The following is a 21,062-nucleotide window of genomic DNA, read 5'->3' as shown; positions in this document are numbered from 1 at the left end:
AGTTTACCGGCAACGATTAGGCTTTATTTCATGACCAAATGGGAGTACGCCACGATTCCGCTCATCATCCACGCCACGAAGCAGATTCTGGACCAGTGGGGAGACGACGGCTGGGAGCTTGTCCAGGTAGTCCCCGGACCCGACGGCAACGGCCTTGTCGCCTACCTTAAGAGGGAGAAGCAGTAGTATGACCACCCCCCAGGAAACCGCATCCAGCGCTGATCTGACGCCATCGTCCGCCGTCGAGCAGCGTCTCGCCGAGCTGGGACTGACCCTCCCGGAAGTTGCCGCGCCTGTCGCCGCCTACGTGCCGGCCGTCGTCTCCGGCAACCACGTTTACACGTCCGGGCAGCTGCCGTTTATTAACGGCAAACTCGAAGCTACCGGCAAGGTGTCCGCCGGCACCGAGGGGACCGCGGACGAGCCGACTGTGTCGCCGGAAGACGCGAAGGCATACGCCGCCGTCTGTGCCGTGAACGCCCTGGCCGCCGTCAAGAGTGTCATTGGTGACCTCGATCGCATCACGCGCATTGTCAAGGTTGTGGGCTTCGTCTCCTCCGAGACTTCCTTTACCGGCCAGCCCGGCGTCATCAACGGCGCGTCCGAGCTCCTGGGCCGGGTCTTCGGTGACGCGGGCCAGCACGCCCGTTCCGCCGTCGGCGTTTCCGTCCTCCCGCTCGACTCTCCGGTGGAAGTCGAACTGATCGCCGAATTCAGCTAGGGAGCAGTAGGTTCCTTTGCCCCATCTAGCACGCCGGCTCTTCGTTCTTCCTCCCGATCTTGAAGGGGCGGCACGAAGCTGGCTCGAACACGGTGAGCGGACTCCCCGCAAACCCCGTTTCGCTTCCTCCGTGGTGCTCCTCCGGGATTCGCCCACCGGCCTGGAAACCTGGCTCGGCTACCGGCCGGGGGAATCGCCGCTGGGTGTCGTCGCGTTCCCGGGCGGTTCCCTGGATGCGTCCGACGACGACGCCGTCGGCTGGCTGGGGCCCTCGCCCCAGCACTGGGCCGAGCAGATGGGAACGGACGACGTCGGCCTGGCCCGCCGCCACGTGGTGGGAGCCGTCCGTGAACTGTTCGAGGAAACCGGCGTGCTGCTGGCCGGCCCGGACCTGTCCTCCACCGTGGAAGCGACGTCCACTGCCGAGTGGATGAAGGCCCGGGAAGCCGTGGCGTCACAGGAAAAGTCGTTCACCGAGGAGCTGGCCAAGCGCGGCCTGTCCCTGCGCACGGACCTGCTCAAGCCGCTCGTGAACTGGCTCAGCCCGGACTTCGCGCACCGGCGCTTCAACACGCGGTACTTCGCCGCCACCGTCCCCATGAACCAGCAGCCCTCCATCCTGGAGAGCAAGGGCGTCTGGGGGCGGTGGGTGTGCGCCACCAAGGCGATCGCCGAACGCGACACTACTGTCCTGGGCGACGAGGTGGGCCAGGAGAACACTGTTGGCCTCACGCTCGGGCAGCTCATGGTCCCCGGCACCGAGATCATGCTGGAGAAGATGGCGAAAGCCAACGGCTGCATCGCGTACCTCAGCTACAAGCGCACCCCCCACGTCTACCAGCCCAGGCTGGTCGACGAGAACGGGACGCTCATGCTCGAAGTCGAGGCGGCAAAGACGGTTGCCGGAGAGCCCCAGCGCGAACGCTAAGCCTCCGCTTCTGGCTCCGCCCGCGGATCGAGCTCCTACCCGCTGATCGAGCCTAAGGAACCAACGCGTCCTCAGGTTTCGTCGCCTTTTTCCTGACGCTTCCTCAGGTCCCGTCGCTTTAGGGTCCGAACACTTGGTTTCCACAGGCGCAACCAGAGGGGTTTCCCGTCCGCCCGTGGTGAGTTAGACAGCAAAAGGCCGCCCCGATCGGGGCGGCCTTTGCTCGTTTAGCTAGCGGGAGCGCTGGCGGAGGCGCTGCATGTCCAAGATCACGACGGCGCGTGCCTCGAGGCGCAGCCAGCCGCGCTGGACGAACTCGGCCAGTGCCTTGTTGACGGTTTCGCGGGAGGCGCCCACGAGCTGGGCCAGCTCTTCCTGGGTGAGCTCGTGTGCCACGAGAACGCCGTCGGTGGCCGGACGGCCGAAGCGGTCGGCGAGGTCCAGGAGGGCCTTGGCCACACGGCCGGGCACGTCGGAGAAGACCAGGTCCGAGAGGGAGTCATTGGTGCGGCGGAGGCGGCGGGCCAGTGCCTGCAGCAGCTGGGCCGAGACCTCCGGACGGGTCCGGAGCAGGGAGTTCAGGCTCTCGTTCTTGAGGCCGGCCAGGCGGGTCTCCGAGACGGCGGTGGCCGTGGCGGTGCGCGGGCTCGGGTCGAACAGGGCCATCTCGCCGAAGAGCTCACCCGGGCCGAGGATGGCCAGGAGGGATTCGCGGCCGTCGGGGGAGGTGCGGCCGAGCTTCACCTTGCCGGAGACAATGAAGTAGAGCTGGTCACCCTGGTCGCCCTCGCGGAAAACGGATGCACCGCGGGACAGATCGACCTCGGTCAGTTCGTCCGTCAGCAGGCGGAACGCGTCGTCGTCCAGCGTGGCGAAAAGGGGTGCGCGGCGCAATACCTCGATGTCCATAAATTCTCCTGAGTAAAAGTGTCGTCTGGGGCGCTTGTGCCATTGTTTCAGAATTTTCAACGTTCTGTGACGTACTTGGCAGCTGAAACGCCCTAAAAGACGCCGCAAGACCAGCGCAGGCTCCGCGCATCCACGGCAAATTGTCAGACTTCGCCAGTAGAATCGGGGCTTAGCTGCTTTGAGGAGACCTGGTGTTTGGCCTGACCGTTCTGGACCTTGCGTTGATTCTCACGCTTTTGTCCTATCTGATCTACGGCCTGCGCAACGGCTTCCTGGTGACCGTCGGCGGCCTTGCCGGCTTTGCGGCCGGCGCTGTGGCCGCTTTCCTCTCCGTTCCGCTGGTCAGCGACTTCGTGGAGGACAGCGGGTGGCGCCTGACCGCCATCATTGGAACTGCCGTCCTGCTGGTGGTCCTGGGCAATGCGCTCGGCACCATGATCGGGCGCAGCATCCGCAGCGCCGTCCGCATGCAGCCGCTCCGGGCTGTGGACAGAGTCATCGGCGGGGCACTGAACCTGATCGTGTCCGCGCTGGTCATGTCCATGCTGGCCTTCAGCATCAGCGCCCTTGGCGTTCCCTTCGTCTCGCAGCAGCTGGCCGAGTCAAAGGTGATCCGTTTCATAGACGGACTGACGCCCAACCCGGTCAAATCCGCCATGGCTCAGCTGCGCTCTGCGGTCATCGGCGACGGCATCCCCACGCTCATCGAGGGCATAGGCCAGGACCAGCAGGTCCCGGTTCCAAACGCCAGCACGGATACTCCGGCGCTGAACAGGGCAGCCGGTTCGGTGCTGAAGATCGCAGGGACCGCGTTCCAGTGCGGGCAGAACCAGACAGGCACAGGCTTTGTTGTATCGCCCGGACGCGTGGTGACCAACGCACACGTCGTGGCGGGTGTGTCGCAACCCGTGGTGGAAATCCCCGGCGGAGGAGCCATGCCCGGCAGGGTGGTGTATTTCGACAGCAAACGCGACCTCGCCGTCCTGGCCGTGGACGGCCTGACCACCGCGGCACTGCCACTGAGCCCCGACCTGCCTGCGGGAACCGCTGCCGCCTTCGCCGGCTACCCGCACGGCGGCCCGTACACGTCCAAGCCGGCCACTGTGCAGGGCATTTCCACGGTGCTGGTGCCGGACATCTACGGAAACAACCCCGTTCCCGACGAGGTGTACAAGCTTGCCGGCGACGTCCAGCCCGGCAATTCCGGCGGCCCGTTGCTCACCACCAACGGGGCGGTGGCAGGCGTTATCTTCGCGAAGACAACCACCGACGCGGCCATGGGCTTCGCGATCCCGATGATCGACCTTCGGCCGGTGGCGGCAGAGGCGCCGAGCCTGTCCAGCCCCGTGTCGTCCGGACAGTGCATCCAGCAGTAGGGGCATCCAGCAGCAGTGCAGCCAGCAGTAGGCGTCCGCTATTGGCATTCCGGCAGCAGGTTCAGCGGGTTACAGCCAGTCCAGGCTCTGGCCGTGCGGGCCAGTGATGGCGACGGGACGGCCGTTGTGCTGCAGCAGGAAGTTTCCCCCGATCCGGCTGGGCTCCATGTCCGGGAGAACCGCCGAGCCGTCCTCCTGGATGATCACTGTCTCGCCCTCGTTGGACAGCCAGTGGCAACCACGGTCATGTGCCAGGCCCTGCATGGTGGCCCGGAACCTGGCGCGCCCGTCAGCGCCGAGATAACCCATGACGGCGCTGTGGAACACCACCAGTGCGGCATCGGCGGGCACTTGGCCGGCCAGTGACAGCAGTTGGTCGTTCAGGTCGCCGGCCACGAGCAAAGGCGGTTGTTCGCGCGCAATGGCTATGGCCCGGCGCAGCCGCTCGCGCCGGAACTCCTGCTCCGGCCAGATCAGCGCCTCAAGCCAGGCGACGTCGTCGGGATTCCGCACGTCCAGCGGGTTCAGGTCGATCCCGGCCCGCCACACCACCTCAGGCAAGGCGTCGGGCAGGGGAACCGGGCCCGCTGTCCGGCAGGGCAGGAGCGGGGGGCTCCGGCAGCCCGCCGGACCCGCCGGGACCCAGCCGCGTAACGGTCACGCCGTCGTCGAACTCGTAGCTGTAGCGGTCCGGAAACAGGGCGAGCCCAGCGGAGGCCCCCACCTCGATCAGGGCAAGGGGCCTGCCCTCGGTAGCGGCGATGGCCCCGAAGGAGGGCAGCAGGGTGGCGCAGCGGCCCACCTCGTTGGTCTGCGTGGCGCGGGACATGACGGTGCGCGAGACCTCGGCCCAGTGCTCGTCCAGGAATCTCCGGAACTCGGGGTACGGGGAGACGTTGGCGCCGAGGAAGCGGGTGGCGGCGAGCATGAGCAGGGGCTGGCGCTTCTTGTACGGCCACTGGTCGATCCGGGCAATGAGCTCGGGATCGTCGGCGATGTGCAGCGACCAGTCGGCGTAGCAGGGTGAGGAACCGGGGGCATCAACCGTGCCGAAGTGCCGGTACCACTCTGCGGTGCCGAGGGCCGCCGCCGGCATGGTCAGGCCTTGCCGGCATTCAGGTCGGCGAGGTACTCCACGGCGAAGCGGTAGCCCAGAATCCCGGCACCGGCGATCACGGCCTTGCTGATGTCGGAGAGGTAGGAGTGGTGGCGGAATTCCTCGCGGGCGTGCACGTTGGTGATGTGGACTTCCACCGCGGGGACCTGAACCGCGGAGATGGCGTCGCGGATGGCCACCGAGGTGTGGGTGTACGCCCCGGCGTTCAGCACGATGCCGATTGCCTTGCCCCTGGCGGCGTGGATGGCGTCCACCAGGGCGCCCTCATGGTTCGACTGGAAGCACTCGACGTCGAGCCCGCGGGCGGCGGCGGCGTCCTTGGCGAGCTGCTCGACGTCGGCCAGTGTGGCCGTTCCGTACTTTTCCGGCTCGCGGGTGCCGAGGAGGTTCAGGTTGGGGCCGTTCAGGACAAGGATGGTGCCGCGGCCGGCTTCGGTGGCGGAGGGGGCTTCAGTCATGACTGCAAATCTATCGCGTCGGCTTGCCGGTCTTACGCGGGCTGGGCTTTCGTTACGGAACGCCAGAGCGCTGACTCACTTGATGGAGCCGCGCATGACGCCAGAGATCACCCAGCGCTGTGCGAACAGGTAGACCAGCAGCAGGGGCGCCAGGGCCATCAGGTACGAGGCAAAAGCCACCGTGTAGTTGGTGTTGAACTGGCTCTGGAACACATACTGCGCAAGTGGCAGTGTGCGCGTCGCGGGGTCCGACAGGATGACGAGAGGCAGCAGGAAGTCGTTCCAGGCCCAGAGGCACGTCAGGATGCCCACGGTTGCATTCATCGGAGTGAGCAACGGGAAGATGATGCGGCGGAATATGCCCCAGGTGGAGGCGCCATCCATGGTTGCCGCTTCCTCCAGTTCACGCGGGATGGAGCGGATGAAAGCGGTGTAGACGAAGACGTTGAAACTGAGCCCGTAGACCGTGTAGAGCAGGAACAGTCCCACCGGGTTGTCCAGCCCCAACAAAGCGGTCTCCTTGGTGGCCGGCAGCATGATGATCGGAAACGGCACGAAGAGCGCAGCGACGAAGAAATAGTAAAGGAATTTGAAGAAGCGCTTGTGCAGGTTCCGTGCGATGGCGTAGGCCACCAGGGAATTGGACAGGATGGTGAGAACCACCGCCCCCACCGTGACGATGGCTGAGTTCAGCAGGGCCCGGGGGAAGTTGGTCAGGGACCAGGCGTCGGAAAAGTTTTCCAGCCGGACCCGGCTCGGCCATTCGAACCCGGAACCGCCAAGCTGGTCCGGTGTCTTGAGGGCGGTGATGACCGTTAGGTACAGCGGGATGAGCACGGTCAGTGCCAGGACCGCCGCCAGGGCTGTGAGCGGCCAGTTCACGCGGTCGCTCAGCCGGCCGCGCCGCCGCAGGCCGCGGGCCGGCGTTACGCTCCGGGCTGATGACGCCGTCTCGGTTGTGGTGGTCACTAGAAGTCCGCCTCTTTGCGCTGGAGTGTCCGGAGCTGGATCACGGACACCGCCACGATCACCAGCAGATAAACAACAGAGTTGGCCATCTGGTAGCCGAATTCCCCGCCCTGGAAGCCGCCGCGGAAGATCACCATGGCGACGGACTCGGTGGAGGTGCCGGGACCGCCGTTGGTCAGGGCAACAATCTGGTCGAAGGCCTGCAGGAAGCCCTTAAGCGCCAGCACCATGTTGATGGTAAAGAACGCGCCGATCATCGGAAAGGTGATGGAACTGAACTGCCGCCAGTAGCTGGCCCCGTCCAGGCCAGCCGCCTCGTACAGCTCCGCGGGGATGGTCTGCAGCCCGGCGAGGTACAGGATGACGCTGAACGCGATGGACTGCCATGCCGACACGGCCACGATGCCGAGCCAGGCGAGGTCTTTGTTGGCCAGGATCGAGGTCGAGAGCCAGTCGAGCCCCAGCGATTGGCCCAGCAGCGGAAGCGAGTTGGAAAAGATGAAGTTGAAGACATAGCCGATGATGAGGACGGCCAGTACGTTCGGGATGAAGAAGATGCCGCGGAACGCGGTGCGGAATTTGATCCTCGCGTTGAGCAGCATGGCGATTCCGAGCGCCAACACGTTGACGATCACCGTCGCCGTGATGGCGAAAAGGAAAGTGAAACCGTAGGAGGCCAGGACCCGGTCGTCCTTGAAAAGGCTGACGTAGTTCTGAAGACCAACGAAGTTCCATTTTCCGTAGCCGGCGTAATCCGTGAGGCTGAAGAACATGCCCGTGACCACCGGAATGGTGTGCAGGACAACGAAGAGCAGCAGCGCGGGAACGGCCATCCAGTAGAAGGCTTTGGTGGAATGCGTCATTGCTGGTCACCTCGGTTGGGCATGCGGGCTGCGACCTTAAACCATTCGTTGTCCAGGGTGTTCAGGTAGCGGGACTTGTCGCCGTCCAGGACGAACTGCTGTGTGATGTTGACCAGCGGGATGCTGGGCGGCAGCCGGTGGTCCATGTAGCCATCGACCTTGCCGGAGGTGAAGTAGGAGGCCAGGCCCCGCAGGGCCGTGTCCTGTTGCGGTGCAGCTGACCTGATGGGGGCGAGGGCGCTCTGGTTTTTGGCGTACTTGTCGATCACGTCCTTGGACATGAGGAAGTTGATGAATTTTTGCGCTTCAGCCCGGTGGGGAGTGTCACGCCCCATAGCGAGTACCACGTCGACGCCGGACACCACCGTGACATTGCCGGGATTGTTCGTGACCGGGTAGGGAAATGAGGCGATTCTGGCGTCAGGGTTAGCGGCTCTGATGGCCGGCACCGCGAAGCTGCCATTGAGGTACATCGCGGACTTGCCGTCAGCAAAGGCCTTATTTCCGGTCGCGTAGTCGACGCCGGCAGCGCCCGGCTGGGCGTAGTGAAAGAGCTGGAGCAACTTGTCGGCTACTTCCTGGTAATCCTTGCTGAACGATACCGGGCTGTTGTTCCGGTCCGCACCGGCCGCGGTCAGCCGGTCAAAGAAGCCTTCCGGCTGCAGCTGTGCAGCGAGATTCACCAGGGCCGGGGACGTGGTCCACGCGTCCTTGAGGGTCATGTAAAACGGTGCAACCCCATTGGCCTTGAAGGTCTCGGCCGCCGCAATCAGCTCGTCCCAGGTTCGTGGAACGGAGACACCGTACTTTGCGAAGAGCTCCGGGTTGTACAGGACGCCGCTGGCATTGTTCGCCATGGGAAGCCCGTTGATCTCCGAGCCGCTGCACCGCCCGTTGGCGTTGAGGATGTCCTGCACAGCGGGAAGAACATCTCTTGCTGCGGGTTCCTGGCTCAGGTCGGCGAACACGCAGGCCCTCGCTAGGAGGCCGAAGCTGGCGTTTCCGTTCAGGGTCAGCACATCCGGTGTCTTGTTTTTGACAAGAAGTGTCCGGATGGCGGTGTCCGGGTCCGGAACGTTGTTCTGTAGCACCCTAATGCCGGGGTTCGCGGCTTCGAACTCGTCGATAAGACCGGCAAATTCCTTTACGGCCTCCGGCTTGAACTGGAAGAAGCTCAGCGTGACTTCATCCTCTGCCGGTGGGGCGGCACAGCTGGTCAGCAGCGCGGCGGCAAGTGCGGCGCTGAGGGCCTTTGCCCGAACCTGCTTGAGGTGGAACATGACTATTCCTTGAGGCTGACGGATGCTGGGGGGAGCGGCGCTGACGGACCGCCCACGGATTCGGCCATGATCACGATGGCCGTTTCCGGGAAGAGCACGGGTGCCTGCAGCCCAACGGTCTCGAGTATGCGGCCGCTGAGGAGCACCGGTTTCTGGGCCCATTCAAGGGCCGATTGCCCCGGGCTTGCCGCGTCGGTCAGCGGGGCGGCCAGGGCAACTGAGTAGGCGCTGTCCGGATCGAGGCCCGGCAGCGTGAATGGGCCTGGCGGGTAGGTGGTGCTGGCAGTGCGTTGCGTGTAGATGAAGATGGCCCGCTGCCGGTCTTTGGCCACCACGCCGCGGACGTCCATGGAGGTGTCCGGATGGTCGGAATGCACGCTGCTGCCGGTGTGGAAGAGGGACCGGTTGGCCTTGTGGAAATCCACCCAGCCGCGCAGCGCCCCCAGTTCCGCCTGAGGGAGGTCTGAAATGTCCCATTCGATGCCGTAATGGCCGAAGAGGGCGGTCGCCGCGCGGAAGTCGAGACTGTGGCTGCGCCGGGTGGAATGGGAGCTGGGCCCGCCGACGTGGGCTCCCATCAGCTCGTAGGGGACCAGAAGTCCGGTATAGGCCTGGTTGTCCAGCCGTTCCAGCGGATCAATGCAGTCGCTCGTCCAGATCCTGTCGGTCCGGTCCAGCACAGCAAGGTCCACGCGTGCCCCGCCGGACGCGCAGGACTCGATTTCCAGGCCGGGATGGTGTTCCTTGAGGGCTTCCATGAGCCGGTAAACGGCTTTCGTGTTTGCGTGCACCGCGGCCTGGCCTGAGGCCGCGCTACCCGGGTCAAGCAGGTCGCGGTTGTGATCCCACTTGATGTAGCTGATCGGGTATTCATCCAAAATGCTGTGCACGGCATTGAAAATGTACTCCCAGGCGGCGGGAAGGGCCAGGTTAAGGACCTGCTGTTGGCGAGCCGAGACCGGCATCCGGCCATTCACCTGCAGCATCCATTCGGGGTGACTCCGGGCCAGTTCGCTGTCCGGATTGACCATTTCCGGCTCGAACCAGAGCCCGAACTCCATTCCGAGGCCTCGGACGTGGTCAATGATCGGGCCGAGGCCATCGGGCCAGACGGATTTGTCCACTATCCAGTCGCCAAGGCCGGCGGTGTCGTCGCGGCGCCCGAGGAACCAACCGTCGTCGAGGACGAAGCGTTCGACTCCCGCCGCAGCCGCGGCGCTGGCGATCGCTTTCAGCCGGGGAAGGTCGTGGTCGAAGTACACGGCTTCCCAGCTATTCATGGTGACGGGACGCGGGGACCGCGGGTGGTGGGGGCGTGCGCGAAGGTGCTCGTGGAAGCGCCCGGCCAGTTCATCCAGCCCGTTTCCCCAGGAGCCGATCGCCCAGGGGGTGCTGTAGCTGTCACCTGGCTGCAGGCGAACCTCACCCGGCAGCAGGAGTTCGGAAGCTGTGAGGAAGTTCTGTGCATTGATGCTTCGCTCGGCGCTGAGGCGGTGATTTCCGCTCCAGGCCAGATGCACAGCGTGGACCCTGCCCGAGCGGAAGCCGAAGCCTCTGCGGCCAGCCGCCATGAGCAGCGATGCGTCGGCACCAGGGCGCCCGCGCCGGCTTTCCCGCACGTGCGCGCCGACCGTGAGATCGCGCCGTTGCGGCGAGCGTTCCTTAAGGTGCCGGCCTGTGGTGTCCAGCACTTCGGTAGCGTCGGCGGGCAGCGGGAAAAACAGTTGGAGGGAAGTGAGGTCGTAAGCGCTGTCTCCGGTGTTGGTCACCATGTGTTGCTGTTTGAAAAGTCCGGAGCCTGTCAGTTCGAGGCGGCTGGTCAGGTGCAGAGAGGTATGGGGATCCTCAGCCGTAACGGTGAGGCTGGTGCCTGTGCCGGAGATGTCTGTCACCTGGAAGTCGGGCGAGAACCCTGTGCCGGAGCGGTGGCCGGAGATTCCGGGGGCCAGCTGCCAGCCCTGGGCTTCCTGCGGGAGAAGCGTGAGCCGGGCCGGGCGATCGATTCCGCCGGAGACTCTCTGTGGTTTAGCGGCAGTGCTTAGCGCGCCCAGTTCGTCCTGGCCGAGCAGGCCCAGTTCCGGGCCCCAGTGAAGGATGGCAGGCATTCCGGCAAGGGAAGCATCGACGACGACGGCGGTTCCGCCTGCTTGGAGCTGGAAAAGGTGGGGAGACATGTCTTATTTTACGGTCGGGCGTCCTTTTCGGCTTCTTGATATGCGGCAGGAACGGCTGCCGGCAGAGACTGGCCCGCACGCGGTTCCCATGCCCCCGCCGTGTGGCCGCCTGGGTTGGCCCTGAGGGTCTCTGTCCTATCCGGCATAGCCGTTCGGGTTATTCTTCTGCCAGCGCCAGTGGTCCTCGCACATCTGGTCCAAGGTCTTTGTGGTGGACCAGCTGAGGTCGGCGAGGGCGGCGGAAGCGTCAGCCCAGAAGGCCGGAAGGTCACCCGCGCGGCGCGCTGCGATTTCGTGGGGAATTGGCCGGCCGACGGCCGTCTCGAAGGACCGCAGAACCTCCAGCACCGAGGAGCCTTTGCCTGAGCCGAGGTTCCACCGGAACACCCCGGTGCGGCCGGCCACGTGATTTAGGGCGGCCGAATGGCCTTCGGCCAGGTCCACCACATGGATGTAATCGCGTAAACAGGTGCCGTCCGGCGTGTTGTAGTCGCCGCCGAAAACCATCAGCTTGTCCCGGCGCCCCACGGCGACCTGGGCGATGAACGGCACCAGGTTGTTGGGAATGCCCAGGGGGTCCTCGCCGATCCGGCCGGACTGGTGGGCGCCCACAGGATTGAAGTACCGCAGCAGCGCGATGTGCCAGCGGTGATCGGAGCCGCCGAGGTCCGTGAGGATGTCCTCAATCTGTTCCTTGGTCCTGCCGTACGGGTTGTTGGCGCCGATTTCCATTTTTTCGACATACGGGACGGGGCTGTGTTCCCCGTAAACGGTGGCCGACGAGCTGAAGACGAGCGAGCGTACGTCGTGGCGGTCCATCACCCGAAGGAGGATGAGGGTGCCTACGAGGTTGTTGTGGTAATACTTCAACGGTTCCCGGACCGACTCACCCACAGCCTTCAGACCGGCGAAGTGGATGACGGCGTCGATTGCGTGACGGGCAAACACCGCGTCGACGGCGGCCTCGTCCAACAGGTCTACAGCGTGGAAGACGGCTTTCTGGCCCGTGAGTTCGGCAACGCGGCGCAGCGATTCCACACTGGAGTTCACCAGGCTGTCGATCACCACCACGTCATGGCCGGCTTCCTGCAGGGCTAGAACAGTATGCGAGCCGATGTATCCGGTGCCGCCTGGGACCAGTATTCTCATGTGCTTTCCTCTGCCTGGGCGAAGACTGCCCCGACGTCCCGTTCACTCCTGAGAGCCGGGGAACGGCGGGGCAGTCTCGGATTTGTTTGTGTCGACTGCTAGAGGGCTGTGACCTTCAGCACCAGTGCGTGCTCCGGGTTGAGGCTGGGCATCGGGAGTCCCACCTCGGCCAGGAAGCGGCCGCTGGCCTCCGCCCCGGAAGCCAGCCACGCCGGCGGCTGGATCTGGGTGAAGGTGTGGCCATAGTCGGCGTCCACCGGGGCCGGGAAGATGGCCTCTACCCGGTAGCGGCGTGCCGCCTCGAGCCCGGGCAGGGCGACCCGTCCCAGCTGCTCGGCGAACGAGGTGCGCGTGCTCACCAGGGCGAACAGCGCAGCCGTCGAGCCGGGTTCCAAGGCAGCACCCGCAACGGAACCAGCAGTGCCCGCCACAACACCGTGCAGCATCAGCGAATCGTCGGGAACGTCGGCGCGGACCATCCGGCCGCTGTGGATCAGGCCGCGGTGCTCCTTGTAGAGCGCAATGAATCGCCTGAGTTCCACGCGCTGCTCACCCTGGACCTCCCGCACATCCCACTCCATCCCGAAGTGGCCGAACAGCGCCGTGATGGCTCGGAAGGAGAGGTCGTGGGTGCGCGCGGTGGTGTGCGACGTGGTGGGGCCGATGTGCCCGCCCACCAGTTCGGGCGGAACCACGACGCCGGTCCACCGCTGGATGGTCTGCCGTTCCAGGGCATCATTGCAGTCCGAACCCCAGATACGGTCTGTGCGCTCCAGGATGCCCAAGTCCACGCGCGCCCCGCCGGAGGAGCAGCTCTCAATCTCGACGCCGGGATGGGCCTTGCGCAGTTCGTCGAACAGGCGATAGGCGGCCAGGGTCTGCTCGTGGACGGAGGCGCGTCCGGCGTGCCCGTGCTCGGTGAGGTCCCGGTTCTGGTCCCACTTCAGGTAGCTGATGTTGTTTTCGCGCAGGAGGGTGTCGATCCGGTCAAAGATGTACTGCCATGCCTCCGGGTTCACCAGGTCGATGATGTGCTGGTTCCGCCAGGCGAGCGGCAGGCGGCCGCCATCCTTGTGGGAGGCGGCGGCCGGTCCCACGATCCAGTCGGGGTGCGCGCGTGCCGTGTCCGAGTTGAGGTTGATCATCTCGGGTTCCACCCACAGGCCGAACTCCATGCCCCGGGACGTGACGGCGTCGATGAGCGGTGTCAGTCCTTCCGGCCAGAGCGTCTCGTCCACGAACCAGTCGCCCAGGCCAGCGGTGTCGTCGCGGCGGCCGCGGAACCAGCCGTCGTCCAGGACGAAGCGCTCCACGCCGAGGTCGGCGGCCGAGTCCGCAAGCTCAATCAGGGTGTCCAGGTTGTGGTCGAAGTAGACGGCCTCCCAGGTGTTGAGCACCACGGGGCGGGCCTTTCCGCCGCCCGCTGCCGGAAGCACATGGTGCGGGCGGGAACGGAACCAGCTGTAGAACACCTCGCTGATCCCGTCCAGGCCGCGGTCGGAGTAGGCAGCGAAGAGCGCCGGCGTGGTGTAGCTTCCATCCGGTTGGAGGATCACTTCGGCAGATCCCAGCAGCTCCGAACCGCCGATCATGGTGCGACCGTCGCCGATGGTGTCGGCGAACTGTTCGTGGTTGCCGCTCCAGGCCAGGTGGGTGACCCAGACCTTTCCGTGGCGGTTGCCGAAGCCGGCGGTGCCGGCGGCGAAGAGCAGCGAGGAATCGTGGCCGGTGCGGCCATGCCGCCCTGTGCGCACCCAGGTGCCCTGATGAATGGGCCGGCGCTGGGGGTGCCGTTCCCGGCACCAGCGCCCGGTCAGGTCCAGAAGTTCGACGGCGTCCGGGGCCACCGGGAGGACGGCGGCCAGTTCGTCGAGCTGGAAAGGCGTGGTTCCGGTGTTCGTGACGGTGTGGCGCAGTTCCAGCAGCCCGCCGTCGTGGAGGGCGAGCGTGGATTCCACGGTGATGCCGGCGTCGGTATCCTGCTGGACGACGGCGGCGGAGTTGCCATTGGTTGCGGCGTGCACGGCACGTAGGCGAACGGAGAAGTCCAGGCCGGAGACGCCGTCGGCAATCCGGTGGCCGCGGAGGGCCGGACGACCCCGCCAGCTGGAGGACGCCTGGGGAAGCAGTCCCGCCGGGACGGTGGCGTCGATGGCGGAGTTGGGAATGGCCTCGGTGAGGATGGACAGGTCAGGGAGGTCACTGCCAAGATCGGCACCCCAGTGGATGACCTCGGCCTCCCCGCTGTTGAAGCTGATCACCAGGCTGGTGCCGGCGGAACGGAGGTGCAGGGGATCCATAGGTAGTTCTCTTTCATAATGAGCAGACAGGTATAAGGGGTGTTGCGGGGCCGGGCGCGGTGTGCGCGGTTCCGGCCCCGCAGGCGTGGTGCTGTGTGGATGCCTGGACTTTGGTTTTCGCCCAGTTGACTTCCTACTTGAAGAGCGAGTTCACCTTCTCGTTGGCCTCGCCCAGGGTGCTGGCGTCCTTCTTGCCGGAGAGCACAGCGTCCATGGCTGGCGCCATGAGGCCGTCCACCTTCGCCGCGTTCTCGGTGATGGGGAAGAGGAAGGTGGTGCCGTCCTTGACGTGCGTGGTGAACGCGCTGACGTCGATGCCCTTGGCCTTGAAGGCCGCGGCTGCCTTCTCCGAGGAGCTCTTGATGGCAGGGAAGACAACGGCCTTGGAGGCCACGACGTCCTGGCAGTCACTGGAGGCCAGATACTCGACCCACTTGGCGGCAGCCGCCGGGTTCTTCGTGCCGGCCCAGATGGAGTCCGCCAGACCGTTGAACATGCTGGCGCGCTTGCCGTCGGGTCCCTTGGGGGTGGGAGCGATACCGGTCTCGATGCCCTTGTAGCTGGTGTACTGGCCGATCATCCAGGAGCCGTTGGTGTTGATGGCGGCCTTCCCGGCGCCGAAGGCGTCCGACACGCTCGCGCCCACGGTTGTCTCAAGCTTGGGCATGTAACCCTTTTCTGCCAGGCCCGCCCACCACTTGATAGTTTCCTGGAACTTGGGATCGTCGTAGTTGAACTTGGTGCCCCACGGATTCTTGTCCGTGTGCGTCCAGCCGGTGGTCCCGGTAAGGAAGCTCCACTGGGTCTGCCCCTGGCCGTTGCCGGAATTTTCCAGGCCCAGTCCGTAGACGGCAACGTTGTTCTTGTCGAAGCCCGGCTCGTCGCCGCGCTTGCCGCTCTTGTCCACGGTGAGGTGCGCAATGGCCTTCTCGTAAGTACCGCCGTCCTGCGGGTTCCAGGCGAGATTCGTCAACTGTTCCTCGGTGTACCCGGCATCCTTGACGAGCTTCTTGTTGTAGAACATGGCGACGGTGTCCCAGTCCTTGGGCAGGCCGTAGCGCTTGCCGTCCTGGCCCACCCACAGGTCAGCGAGGCCCTCGTTGTAGACGTCCAGCTTGACCCCGTCCTTCTCAACCGCTTCGTCCAAGCTGAGCAGCTGCTTCTTTGAGGCGTATTCGGGGTACTTGGAGAGGTGGTTGGTGAAGACGTCCGGCGCGTTACCGGCAACAAAGCCGTTGGTCAGGGTGGTCCAGTAGTCGCCCCAGCCGCGCTGGGTGATCTTGACCTTGATGTCAGGGTTGGCCTTGGTGAAGTCAGCAGCGCACTGCTTATAGGCCGGGAGCTGGTTGGCATCCCACAGCCAGTAGTTGATGTCGCCCTTCGCCTCGCCGGAGGTGGTGGAGGGGGACCCGCCGCCGCAGGCGGTGAGGGACATGGCGATAGCTGCGGCGGCAGCGACGGCGCCGAGGGTTTTCTTCATGATGAACCTTTCGAAGGGGGCATGGGGTAGCCCGGAGTGGAGTGGGTGTGATGAGGGTTAGCGGTTATTTGATGCCGGAGAAGCCGATGGAGTTGACCACCTTCTTGCCGAAGGCGATGAACAGGATGAGGACGGGCACAGCTGCGACGATGGTGGCGGCCATAAGTCCTGACCAGTCCGGGGCACCCTGCGGAGACTGGGACTTGAAGACGCTCAGGCCCACAGTGAGGACGCGGACGTTTTCTTCCTGGCCCACCAGCAGTGGCCAGAAGTATTCGTTCCACTGGCCGATGAACGTGAGCAGGGCCAGTGTGGCCATCGGTGCGGCGGCGTTCGGCAGCACGATCTGGAAGAAGATGCGCAGGTGCTTGGCACCGTCGAGCATGGCGGCCTCTTCGACTTCCCGGGACATGCTCATGAAGAACTGGCGGAGGAAGAAAATGCCGAACGCGGACATGAACACGAAGGGCAGCGTTAGTCCGGCGAAGGTGTTCAGCAGTCCCAGGTTCTTGATGAGCAGGAAGTTGGGCAGCGCGGTGAAGATCGGCGGAATCATCATGGTGGCCAGGAACAGGGCGAAGACCTTGTCCCGTCCGGGCCAGCGGAGCCGGGCGAAGGCGTAGGCGGCGAGTGCGCTGAAAAAGACCTGGCCTGCTGTTGTCACGGTCGAGAAGAGAACCGAGTTGCGCAGGTATAGCCAGAAGTCGATGTTGGCACCGGAGCCGCCCTCGGCGATGGCCTCTTCTGCAGACTGCATTCCGAAGACGCGCTTGAAAGCGCCCCAGGAGAAGTCAGCAGGGAGGAGGTTCGTGGAATTGGAGGCGAGCGAATGGTTGCTGGAGAGTGCCGTGCGGAGCATCCAGAGGAACGGGAGGATGGTGACGGCCAGCGCAACGGCGACGAGGGCCCAGGCGCCGATGAGTCGCCAGTTCATGGATTTGCGGACGCGGGTGATTGTCTGAGTGGTCATGGCGGGGTTTCCTTAGTCCAGATCCGATTCGTTGCCCTTGAGGAACTTCATCTGGATGAAGGCCACCAGGGCGAGGATCACGAAGAGGATGACGGACAGGGCTGAGGCGTACCCGAAGTCGGATTCGCCGAAGGCTTTTTGGTAGATGTACATCTGGATGACGCGTGAGGCATTGACGGGCCCACCGCCGGTGGTGACCGCTACCGTGTCGAAGACCTGAAAGGATCCGATGACGGTGACGACCAGGACCAGCGCCAGGACGGGGCGCAGCAGCGGCATGGTGATGGACCAGAACGTCCTGGCGGGCGAGGCGCCGTCCAGGGAAGCCACTTCATATACATGGTTGGGGATGGCCTGCAGCCCGGCGAAGATGAGCAGTGCTGTGTAGCCCATGTGGCGCCACACGTTGACGAAAGCAATCGTGGGGATGGCCCACTGCTCACTGCCGAAGAAGGCGATGCGGGGGAGCCCCAGCCAGCTGATGACTTCGTTGACGATGCCCAGTTGATAGTCGAGCATCCAGAACCAGAGCAGGGCGACGATCACGTTGGCCACCAGGAACGGGAGCAGCAGCGCGCCGCGGATGAGCGTGGACTTGGCCACCCGGTGCATTAACAGCGCCAGGCCGAGGGCGATGAGGGTCTGCAGGCCGATGTTGATGCCGACGTACTGCACGGTCACGGCCATCGCGTTCCAGAAGAGCTCGTCGGCAAAAATCGCGGTGTAGTTCTTGACGCCGATCCACTCCGGTTCGCCCAGCACGCTGTACTCGGTGAAGCTCAGGTAGACGCCACGGATGGTGGGGACCAGGCAAAACGCAATGAAGCCGATCAGCGCCGGGACGATGAACAGCAGCGCGATCCTGAGGTCGCCCAGGCGGGCGGCGCCGCGGCGGAGCCCGCCGGACCGTGCCGGCCGCCGTGGGTCACTCCTGGTTGGGGGGTTCTTGGTAAGGGTGGTCATCATCGACCCTTCCTGGGTGTGTGATGGAACTAACAATCGAGAACGAATCTACACGAGTAGATATCGGACCGCAAGGATTATTCCCGGGCAAATCAGGCCCATAGCTTCTCCAACGTTGCAGGCGTTGACTCGAGTAGATTGGGCTGAAAGACTGTGGCTCAAACACGTATGCGGTCCGGATATCGGTGCCGCCTGGGCCTAGGAAGGCAGGAACAATGGCGTTTTCAATCGGAGTAGTCGGCGTGGGACAGTTTGGCGGCCAGTTCGCGCACCTCTTCAACCTCCACCCCGGAGTCAGCGAGGTCTTCGCCGTGGACGAGCTTGCGGACCGTGCGGCCGGGGCGGTCGCGCAATATGGCCTTGCAGGTTCCATGGGCACCTTTGACGAGCTGCTGGCATCCGACGTCGATGCCGTCGCCATCTTCACGCAGCGGTGGACCCACGGACCGCTGGTGGAACGGGCGCTCCGGGCCGGAAAGCATGTCTACTCGGCGGTGCCCATGGCCGTCACCGAGGACGAGATCGCGAAGATCATCGACGCCGTCCGCGAAACCGGCAACGTCTACATGATGGGCGAAACCAGTTACTACAACCCGGCCACGGTCTATGCCCGCGAGCAGCACGCGGCCGGCCGGTTCGGCCGGGTGTTCTACGCGGAAGGCGATTACGTCCATGACATGGATCTGGGCTTCTACGACGCCTACCGGTACAGCGGCGGGGAGCACTGGAAGGAAACCGCCAGCTACCCGCCCATGCTGTACCCGACGCACGCGATTGGCGGCGTTCTCGGTGCCCTGCCGGCGCACGCCGTGAGCGTCAGCTGCGTCGGTGTGAAGGACGAACGCGGGGACGGGGTGTTCGACAAGGACATCAGCATGTTCGGGAACGACTTCTCCAACGCCACGGCCCTCTTCGAGCTGAACGACGGCGGTGCCATGCGGACCAACGAGATGCGCCGCGTAGGCTACCCCTCGCATATCCGTGAGTCCCGGTTCCGGTTCTTCGGCACCGAGGCCAGCTTTGAGCAGCTGGCCAAGGTGACGGTGTGGCAGGACAAGACCAACGTCCACGACATCTCCGAGCAGATGGAGTCACGGCCCAGTGTGCCGCTGGACGATCCGTCGCTCGCCAATGTGGCGCCGGAACTTCGGGACGCCTTCGTGTCCGGTCTGGCGCCGGTGCATGACAGCGGCAGGCTGCCGGAGGAGTTCCGCGGGGCGCCCAACGGCCACGAAGGCAGCCACCAGTTCCTCGTGGACGACTTTGTCACGGCCGTGAACACGGGGTCGCTGCCGCCGGTCAACGCATGGACGGCCGCGCGGTTCACCCTGCCCGGCATTGTGGCCCATGAATCCGCCCGGCGGAACGGCGAACGCCTCCCCATCCGCGACTTTGGCGATGCTCCGGCGAAGCTTAGGGACACGCTGTAGCTAGCATGGACACTATGACCATTCCGGCAGCGCCCGCCCCGCGGACCCAGGTGACCCGCAAGGATGTGGCCCGGTACGCCGGGGTGAGCACCGCCGTCGTCAGCTACGTGGTGAACGGCGGGCCGAAGAAGGTGGCGCCCGCCACCGAAGCGAAGGTCCAGGAAGCCATCCGGCAGCTGGGCTACCGCCCCAACGCGGCTGCACGGGCCCTGAAGCTGGGGTCCAGCGAAACGATCGGTTTGGTCATTCCGGACAACAGCAACCCGTTCTTCTCAATGCTGGCCCACGCCGTGGAGGACGCGGCGGGCGCACTCGGGTACGCCCTGGTGCTGACGAACTCGGACGGCAACCTGGCCAAGGAGCGCCGGAATATCCGGAACCTGGCCGCCCGGCAGGTGGACGGCGTGGTGCTGGCCAGCGTCCTGTTCGAACCGGAGCTGGATGACCTGGAGGCAGCGGAGATCCCGTCCGTGCTCCTGAGCCACAGCGGCAGCTCAGCCGGGGTCACCACGGTGGGTGTGGACCTGGCGAAAGGTGCGCGCACCGCCGTCGAGCATTTGATCGGTCATGGCCACACCAACATCGGCCTGGCCATGGGTACCACCACCGGCAACGAAGCGGACGCCCGCGAAGAGGGCTGGGTGCAGGCGCTCAGGGACGCCGGGTTGCCGGAAGGCCCTATTGCCCGCAGCGCCTTCACCCGGGTTGGCGGCTACGCCGCAGGGAAGCGGTTCCTGGCGTCCGGGCACCGGCCCACTGCCATCTTCGCCAGCTCCGACATGCAGGCCATCGGCATCCTCCGCGCACTCCACGAGGCCGGTTTGTCCGTCCCGGAAGACATAGCGCTGGTCTCGTTCGACGGTTCGGAGGACGCGGAATACTCCTGGCCGACGCTGACCACCGTGGAGCAGCCCGTGCGGGACATGGCGGAAGCAGCCGTCCGGGCGCTCGTCGGGGCGGACCGCGGCGAGCCCGCACAGCACCGCGTCTTCCCGACGAAACTCCTGGTCAGGCAGTCCTGCGGGTGCCCGTGATGCCGCGCCATGTACTAAACCGTCCGGAGTCTTAGACGAGCCGCAGCCGGCCCACCCGGTCGCGGAGGATCCGCTGGGCGTCCGGGGACAGGCCGGAATCGCAGATCACTTCGTCGGCTTCTTCAAGTTTGGCGATGGTGCTGATTCCCTGGGTGCCCCACTTGGTATGGTCCGCCAGGACCACCACCTTGCGGGAGGCGGCGATGAATGCCCGGTTGGTTTCGGCCTCCAGGAGGTTGGGCGTGGTGTAGCCGGCGTCCGCATCCATGCCGTGCACGCCCAGGAACAGCAGGTCCAGGTGCAGTTGGCGGAGCGCCGCGGTCGCGATGGGGCCCACCAGGGCGTCCGACGGCGTGCGCTCCCCGCCGATGAGGATCACCGTTGAGGCGTGGCGCCCGGACCCCGATGCAGAGGCATGATGGAAGAGGTCGGCGATCTTCACTGAGTTGGTCACCGCGGTGATCCGGGGGCCGTTCGCGAGTTCCTTGGCCAGCGCCCAGGTGGTGGTGCCCGCGCTCAGGGCAACCGCCATGCCCTCGTGGACCAGAGTGGCGGCCTCCAATGCTATGGCGCGTTTCTGCGCGGTCAGCTGGGTGGACTTCTGTTCGAATCCGGGCTCGTGTGTGCTGGCATCCCCGGGCAGCTTGGCGCCGCCGTGGATCCGCTCCACCTGGCCGCTTTCCTCCAGCATCTCGATGTCGCGGCGCACCGTCATCAGGGACACTCCCAGCTGCTGCGCGAGGTCCGACACGCGGACCACCCGATCGCGCCGGACGGCGTCCACTATGGATTGGTGACGGGCCGCGGGAAGCATCGGGATCCTTTCAGTGGATGAAACCTCGTACTGCCCATCATCGCCTATTCCTCGCAAAAGAGAACATGAAGGATCGAAAAGTAACATTTGCCGGCCGGAGGCGGGACTTCCAGGGCATAACGCAGGG

At 65.0% G+C, this 21,062-nt stretch carries 20 protein-coding genes; 6 read left to right on the top strand and 14 right to left on the bottom strand.

Annotated features, from left to right (window positions below; genetic code table 11):
* Nucleotides 1-30: 30 nt before the first annotated feature.
* The 3 genes from ABRP34_RS10060 to ABRP34_RS10050 are packed head-to-tail and all read left to right on the top strand — an operon-like array spanning nucleotide 31 to nucleotide 1,649.
* Entirely contained in the window at nucleotides 31-186 is a 156-nt protein-coding gene (locus ABRP34_RS10060; protein WP_003797879.1) for a DUF4177 domain-containing protein, read from the top strand.
* A gap of 1 nt (nucleotide 187) precedes the next feature.
* Complete coding sequence (locus tag ABRP34_RS10055) at nucleotides 188-721, top strand: RidA family protein (protein WP_353713110.1); 534 nt, start codon at nucleotides 188-190, stop codon at nucleotides 719-721.
* Between the two features lie 16 nt (nucleotides 722-737).
* A complete protein-coding gene (locus ABRP34_RS10050) occupies nucleotides 738-1,649 on the top strand; it encodes an NUDIX hydrolase (protein ID WP_314194172.1) in 912 nt (303 codons plus the stop codon).
* 231 nt (nucleotides 1,650-1,880) lie between these two features.
* Here ABRP34_RS10050 and ABRP34_RS10045 read toward each other — a convergent pair whose 3' ends face one another.
* Nucleotides 1,881-2,558 carry a cyclic nucleotide-binding domain-containing protein gene (locus tag ABRP34_RS10045; RefSeq protein ID WP_003797871.1) on the bottom strand — a complete coding sequence of 226 codons (678 nt, stop codon included), beginning with the start codon at nucleotides 2,556-2,558 and terminating at the stop codon, nucleotides 1,881-1,883.
* 191 nt (nucleotides 2,559-2,749) lie between these two features.
* Here ABRP34_RS10045 and ABRP34_RS10040 point away from each other — a divergent pair, with 191 nt between their 5' ends.
* On the top strand, nucleotides 2,750-3,934 hold the full coding sequence (locus ABRP34_RS10040; RefSeq protein ID WP_353713109.1) for a MarP family serine protease: 1,185 nt from the start codon (nucleotides 2,750-2,752) through the stop codon (nucleotides 3,932-3,934).
* A gap of 69 nt (nucleotides 3,935-4,003) precedes the next feature.
* Here the strand turns inward: ABRP34_RS10040 and ABRP34_RS10035 are convergent, their stop codons facing one another.
* From ABRP34_RS10035 to ABRP34_RS09980, 12 genes are all read right to left on the bottom strand, one after another.
* A complete protein-coding gene (locus tag ABRP34_RS10035; protein ID WP_353713108.1) occupies nucleotides 4,004-4,495 on the bottom strand; it encodes a DUF2332 family protein in 492 nt (163 codons plus the stop codon).
* Nucleotides 4,488-5,030 (bottom strand): DUF2332 family protein, encoded by a 543-nt coding sequence (locus ABRP34_RS10030; protein WP_353713107.1) that lies wholly within the window; start codon nucleotides 5,028-5,030, stop codon nucleotides 4,488-4,490. Before ABRP34_RS10030 ends, ABRP34_RS10035 begins: the two co-directional genes overlap by 8 nt.
* 2 nt (nucleotides 5,031-5,032) lie before the next feature.
* On the bottom strand, nucleotides 5,033-5,509 hold the full coding sequence (aroQ, locus tag ABRP34_RS10025) for a type II 3-dehydroquinate dehydratase (RefSeq protein ID WP_353713106.1): 477 nt from the start codon (nucleotides 5,507-5,509) through the stop codon (nucleotides 5,033-5,035).
* Nucleotides 5,510-5,584: 75 nt separating this feature from the next.
* Nucleotides 5,585-6,478: a carbohydrate ABC transporter permease gene (locus ABRP34_RS10020; RefSeq protein ID WP_353713105.1), complete on the bottom strand. Its 894-nt coding sequence runs from the start codon at nucleotides 6,476-6,478 to the stop codon at nucleotides 5,585-5,587.
* Nucleotides 6,478-7,341, bottom strand: coding sequence for a sugar ABC transporter permease (locus ABRP34_RS10015; protein ID WP_003797862.1), 864 nt, complete (start codon nucleotides 7,339-7,341; stop codon nucleotides 6,478-6,480). Before ABRP34_RS10015 ends, ABRP34_RS10020 begins: the two co-directional genes overlap by 1 nt.
* The gene (locus ABRP34_RS10010) at nucleotides 7,338-8,621 is read right to left on the bottom strand and encodes an extracellular solute-binding protein (protein WP_353713104.1); all 1,284 of its coding nucleotides are present in this window, start codon (nucleotides 8,619-8,621) and stop codon (nucleotides 7,338-7,340) included. The genes ABRP34_RS10015 and ABRP34_RS10010 overlap by 4 nt, the downstream gene beginning before the upstream one ends.
* A gap of 2 nt (nucleotides 8,622-8,623) precedes the next feature.
* Nucleotides 8,624-10,795 carry an alpha-galactosidase gene (locus tag ABRP34_RS10005; protein WP_353713103.1) on the bottom strand — a complete coding sequence of 724 codons (2,172 nt, stop codon included), beginning with the start codon at nucleotides 10,793-10,795 and terminating at the stop codon, nucleotides 8,624-8,626.
* A gap of 135 nt (nucleotides 10,796-10,930) precedes the next feature.
* Nucleotides 10,931-11,944, bottom strand: coding sequence for a UDP-glucose 4-epimerase GalE (galE, locus tag ABRP34_RS10000; RefSeq protein ID WP_353713102.1), 1,014 nt, complete (start codon nucleotides 11,942-11,944; stop codon nucleotides 10,931-10,933).
* A gap of 98 nt (nucleotides 11,945-12,042) precedes the next feature.
* Entirely contained in the window at nucleotides 12,043-14,244 is a 2,202-nt protein-coding gene (locus ABRP34_RS09995; RefSeq protein ID WP_353713101.1) for an alpha-galactosidase, read from the bottom strand.
* Between the two features lie 133 nt (nucleotides 14,245-14,377).
* Nucleotides 14,378-15,724 carry a sugar ABC transporter substrate-binding protein gene (locus ABRP34_RS09990; RefSeq protein WP_353713100.1) on the bottom strand — a complete coding sequence of 449 codons (1,347 nt, stop codon included), beginning with the start codon at nucleotides 15,722-15,724 and terminating at the stop codon, nucleotides 14,378-14,380.
* Nucleotides 15,725-15,788: 64 nt separating this feature from the next.
* Nucleotides 15,789-16,694: a carbohydrate ABC transporter permease gene (locus tag ABRP34_RS09985; protein ID WP_353713099.1), complete on the bottom strand. Its 906-nt coding sequence runs from the start codon at nucleotides 16,692-16,694 to the stop codon at nucleotides 15,789-15,791.
* Between the two features lie 12 nt (nucleotides 16,695-16,706).
* Entirely contained in the window at nucleotides 16,707-17,657 is a 951-nt protein-coding gene (locus ABRP34_RS09980) for a sugar ABC transporter permease (protein ID WP_353713343.1), read from the bottom strand.
* A 215-nt stretch (nucleotides 17,658-17,872) separates the two neighbouring features.
* On the opposite strand from ABRP34_RS09980, the gene ABRP34_RS09975 reads away from it, so the two are divergent.
* Complete coding sequence (locus ABRP34_RS09975; RefSeq protein WP_353713098.1) at nucleotides 17,873-19,087, top strand: Gfo/Idh/MocA family oxidoreductase; 1,215 nt, start codon at nucleotides 17,873-17,875, stop codon at nucleotides 19,085-19,087.
* Between the two features lie 5 nt (nucleotides 19,088-19,092).
* Nucleotides 19,093-20,121, top strand: coding sequence for a LacI family DNA-binding transcriptional regulator (locus tag ABRP34_RS09970; RefSeq protein WP_003797846.1), 1,029 nt, complete (start codon nucleotides 19,093-19,095; stop codon nucleotides 20,119-20,121).
* Nucleotides 20,122-20,152: 31 nt separating this feature from the next.
* Here ABRP34_RS09970 and ABRP34_RS09965 read toward each other — a convergent pair whose 3' ends face one another.
* Nucleotides 20,153-20,935 (bottom strand): DeoR/GlpR family DNA-binding transcription regulator, encoded by a 783-nt coding sequence (locus tag ABRP34_RS09965; RefSeq protein WP_353713097.1) that lies wholly within the window; start codon nucleotides 20,933-20,935, stop codon nucleotides 20,153-20,155.
* Nucleotides 20,936-21,062: the final 127 nt, after the last annotated feature.

It is taken from the genome of Arthrobacter sp. K5 (assembly GCF_040448525.1).
In the GTDB taxonomy this organism is placed as follows: domain Bacteria; phylum Actinomycetota; class Actinomycetes; order Actinomycetales; family Micrococcaceae; genus Arthrobacter; species Arthrobacter globiformis.
The sequence above is the reverse complement of the archived record's forward strand: the minus strand, read 5'-3'. Positions and strand labels throughout refer to the sequence as shown.

Bases quoted from the DNA above. Each gene is read 5' to 3' on its own strand.
- ABRP34_RS10060 (WP_003797879.1), top strand. From the start codon at position 31: ATGACCAAATGGGAGTACGCCACGATTCCGCTCATCATCCACGCCACG.
- ABRP34_RS10055 (WP_353713110.1), top strand. From the start codon at position 188: ATGACCACCCCCCAGGAAACCGCATCCAGCGCTGATCTGACGCCATCG.
- ABRP34_RS10045 (WP_003797871.1), bottom strand. From the start codon at position 2,558: ATGGACATCGAGGTATTGCGCCGCGCACCCCTTTTCGCCACGCTGGAC.
- ABRP34_RS10030 (WP_353713107.1), bottom strand. From the start codon at position 5,030: ATGCCGGCGGCGGCCCTCGGCACCGCAGAGTGGTACCGGCACTTCGGC.
- aroQ (WP_353713106.1), bottom strand. From the start codon at position 5,509: ATGACTGAAGCCCCCTCCGCCACCGAAGCCGGCCGCGGCACCATCCTT.
- ABRP34_RS10015 (WP_003797862.1), bottom strand. From the start codon at position 7,341: ATGACGCATTCCACCAAAGCCTTCTACTGGATGGCCGTTCCCGCGCTG.
- ABRP34_RS10010 (WP_353713104.1), bottom strand. From the start codon at position 8,621: ATGTTCCACCTCAAGCAGGTTCGGGCAAAGGCCCTCAGCGCCGCACTT.
- ABRP34_RS10005 (WP_353713103.1), bottom strand. From the start codon at position 10,795: ATGTCTCCCCACCTTTTCCAGCTCCAAGCAGGCGGAACCGCCGTCGTC.
- galE (WP_353713102.1), bottom strand. From the start codon at position 11,944: ATGAGAATACTGGTCCCAGGCGGCACCGGATACATCGGCTCGCATACT.
- ABRP34_RS09995 (WP_353713101.1), bottom strand. From the start codon at position 14,244: ATGGATCCCCTGCACCTCCGTTCCGCCGGCACCAGCCTGGTGATCAGC.
- ABRP34_RS09990 (WP_353713100.1), bottom strand. From the start codon at position 15,724: ATGAAGAAAACCCTCGGCGCCGTCGCTGCCGCCGCAGCTATCGCCATG.
- ABRP34_RS09985 (WP_353713099.1), bottom strand. From the start codon at position 16,694: ATGACCACTCAGACAATCACCCGCGTCCGCAAATCCATGAACTGGCGA.
- ABRP34_RS09980 (WP_353713343.1), bottom strand. From the start codon at position 17,657: ATGACCACCCTTACCAAGAACCCCCCAACCAGGAGTGACCCACGGCGG.
- ABRP34_RS09975 (WP_353713098.1), top strand. From the start codon at position 17,873: ATGGCGTTTTCAATCGGAGTAGTCGGCGTGGGACAGTTTGGCGGCCAG.
- ABRP34_RS09970 (WP_003797846.1), top strand. From the start codon at position 19,093: ATGGACACTATGACCATTCCGGCAGCGCCCGCCCCGCGGACCCAGGTG.
- ABRP34_RS09965 (WP_353713097.1), bottom strand. From the start codon at position 20,935: ATGCTTCCCGCGGCCCGTCACCAATCCATAGTGGACGCCGTCCGGCGC.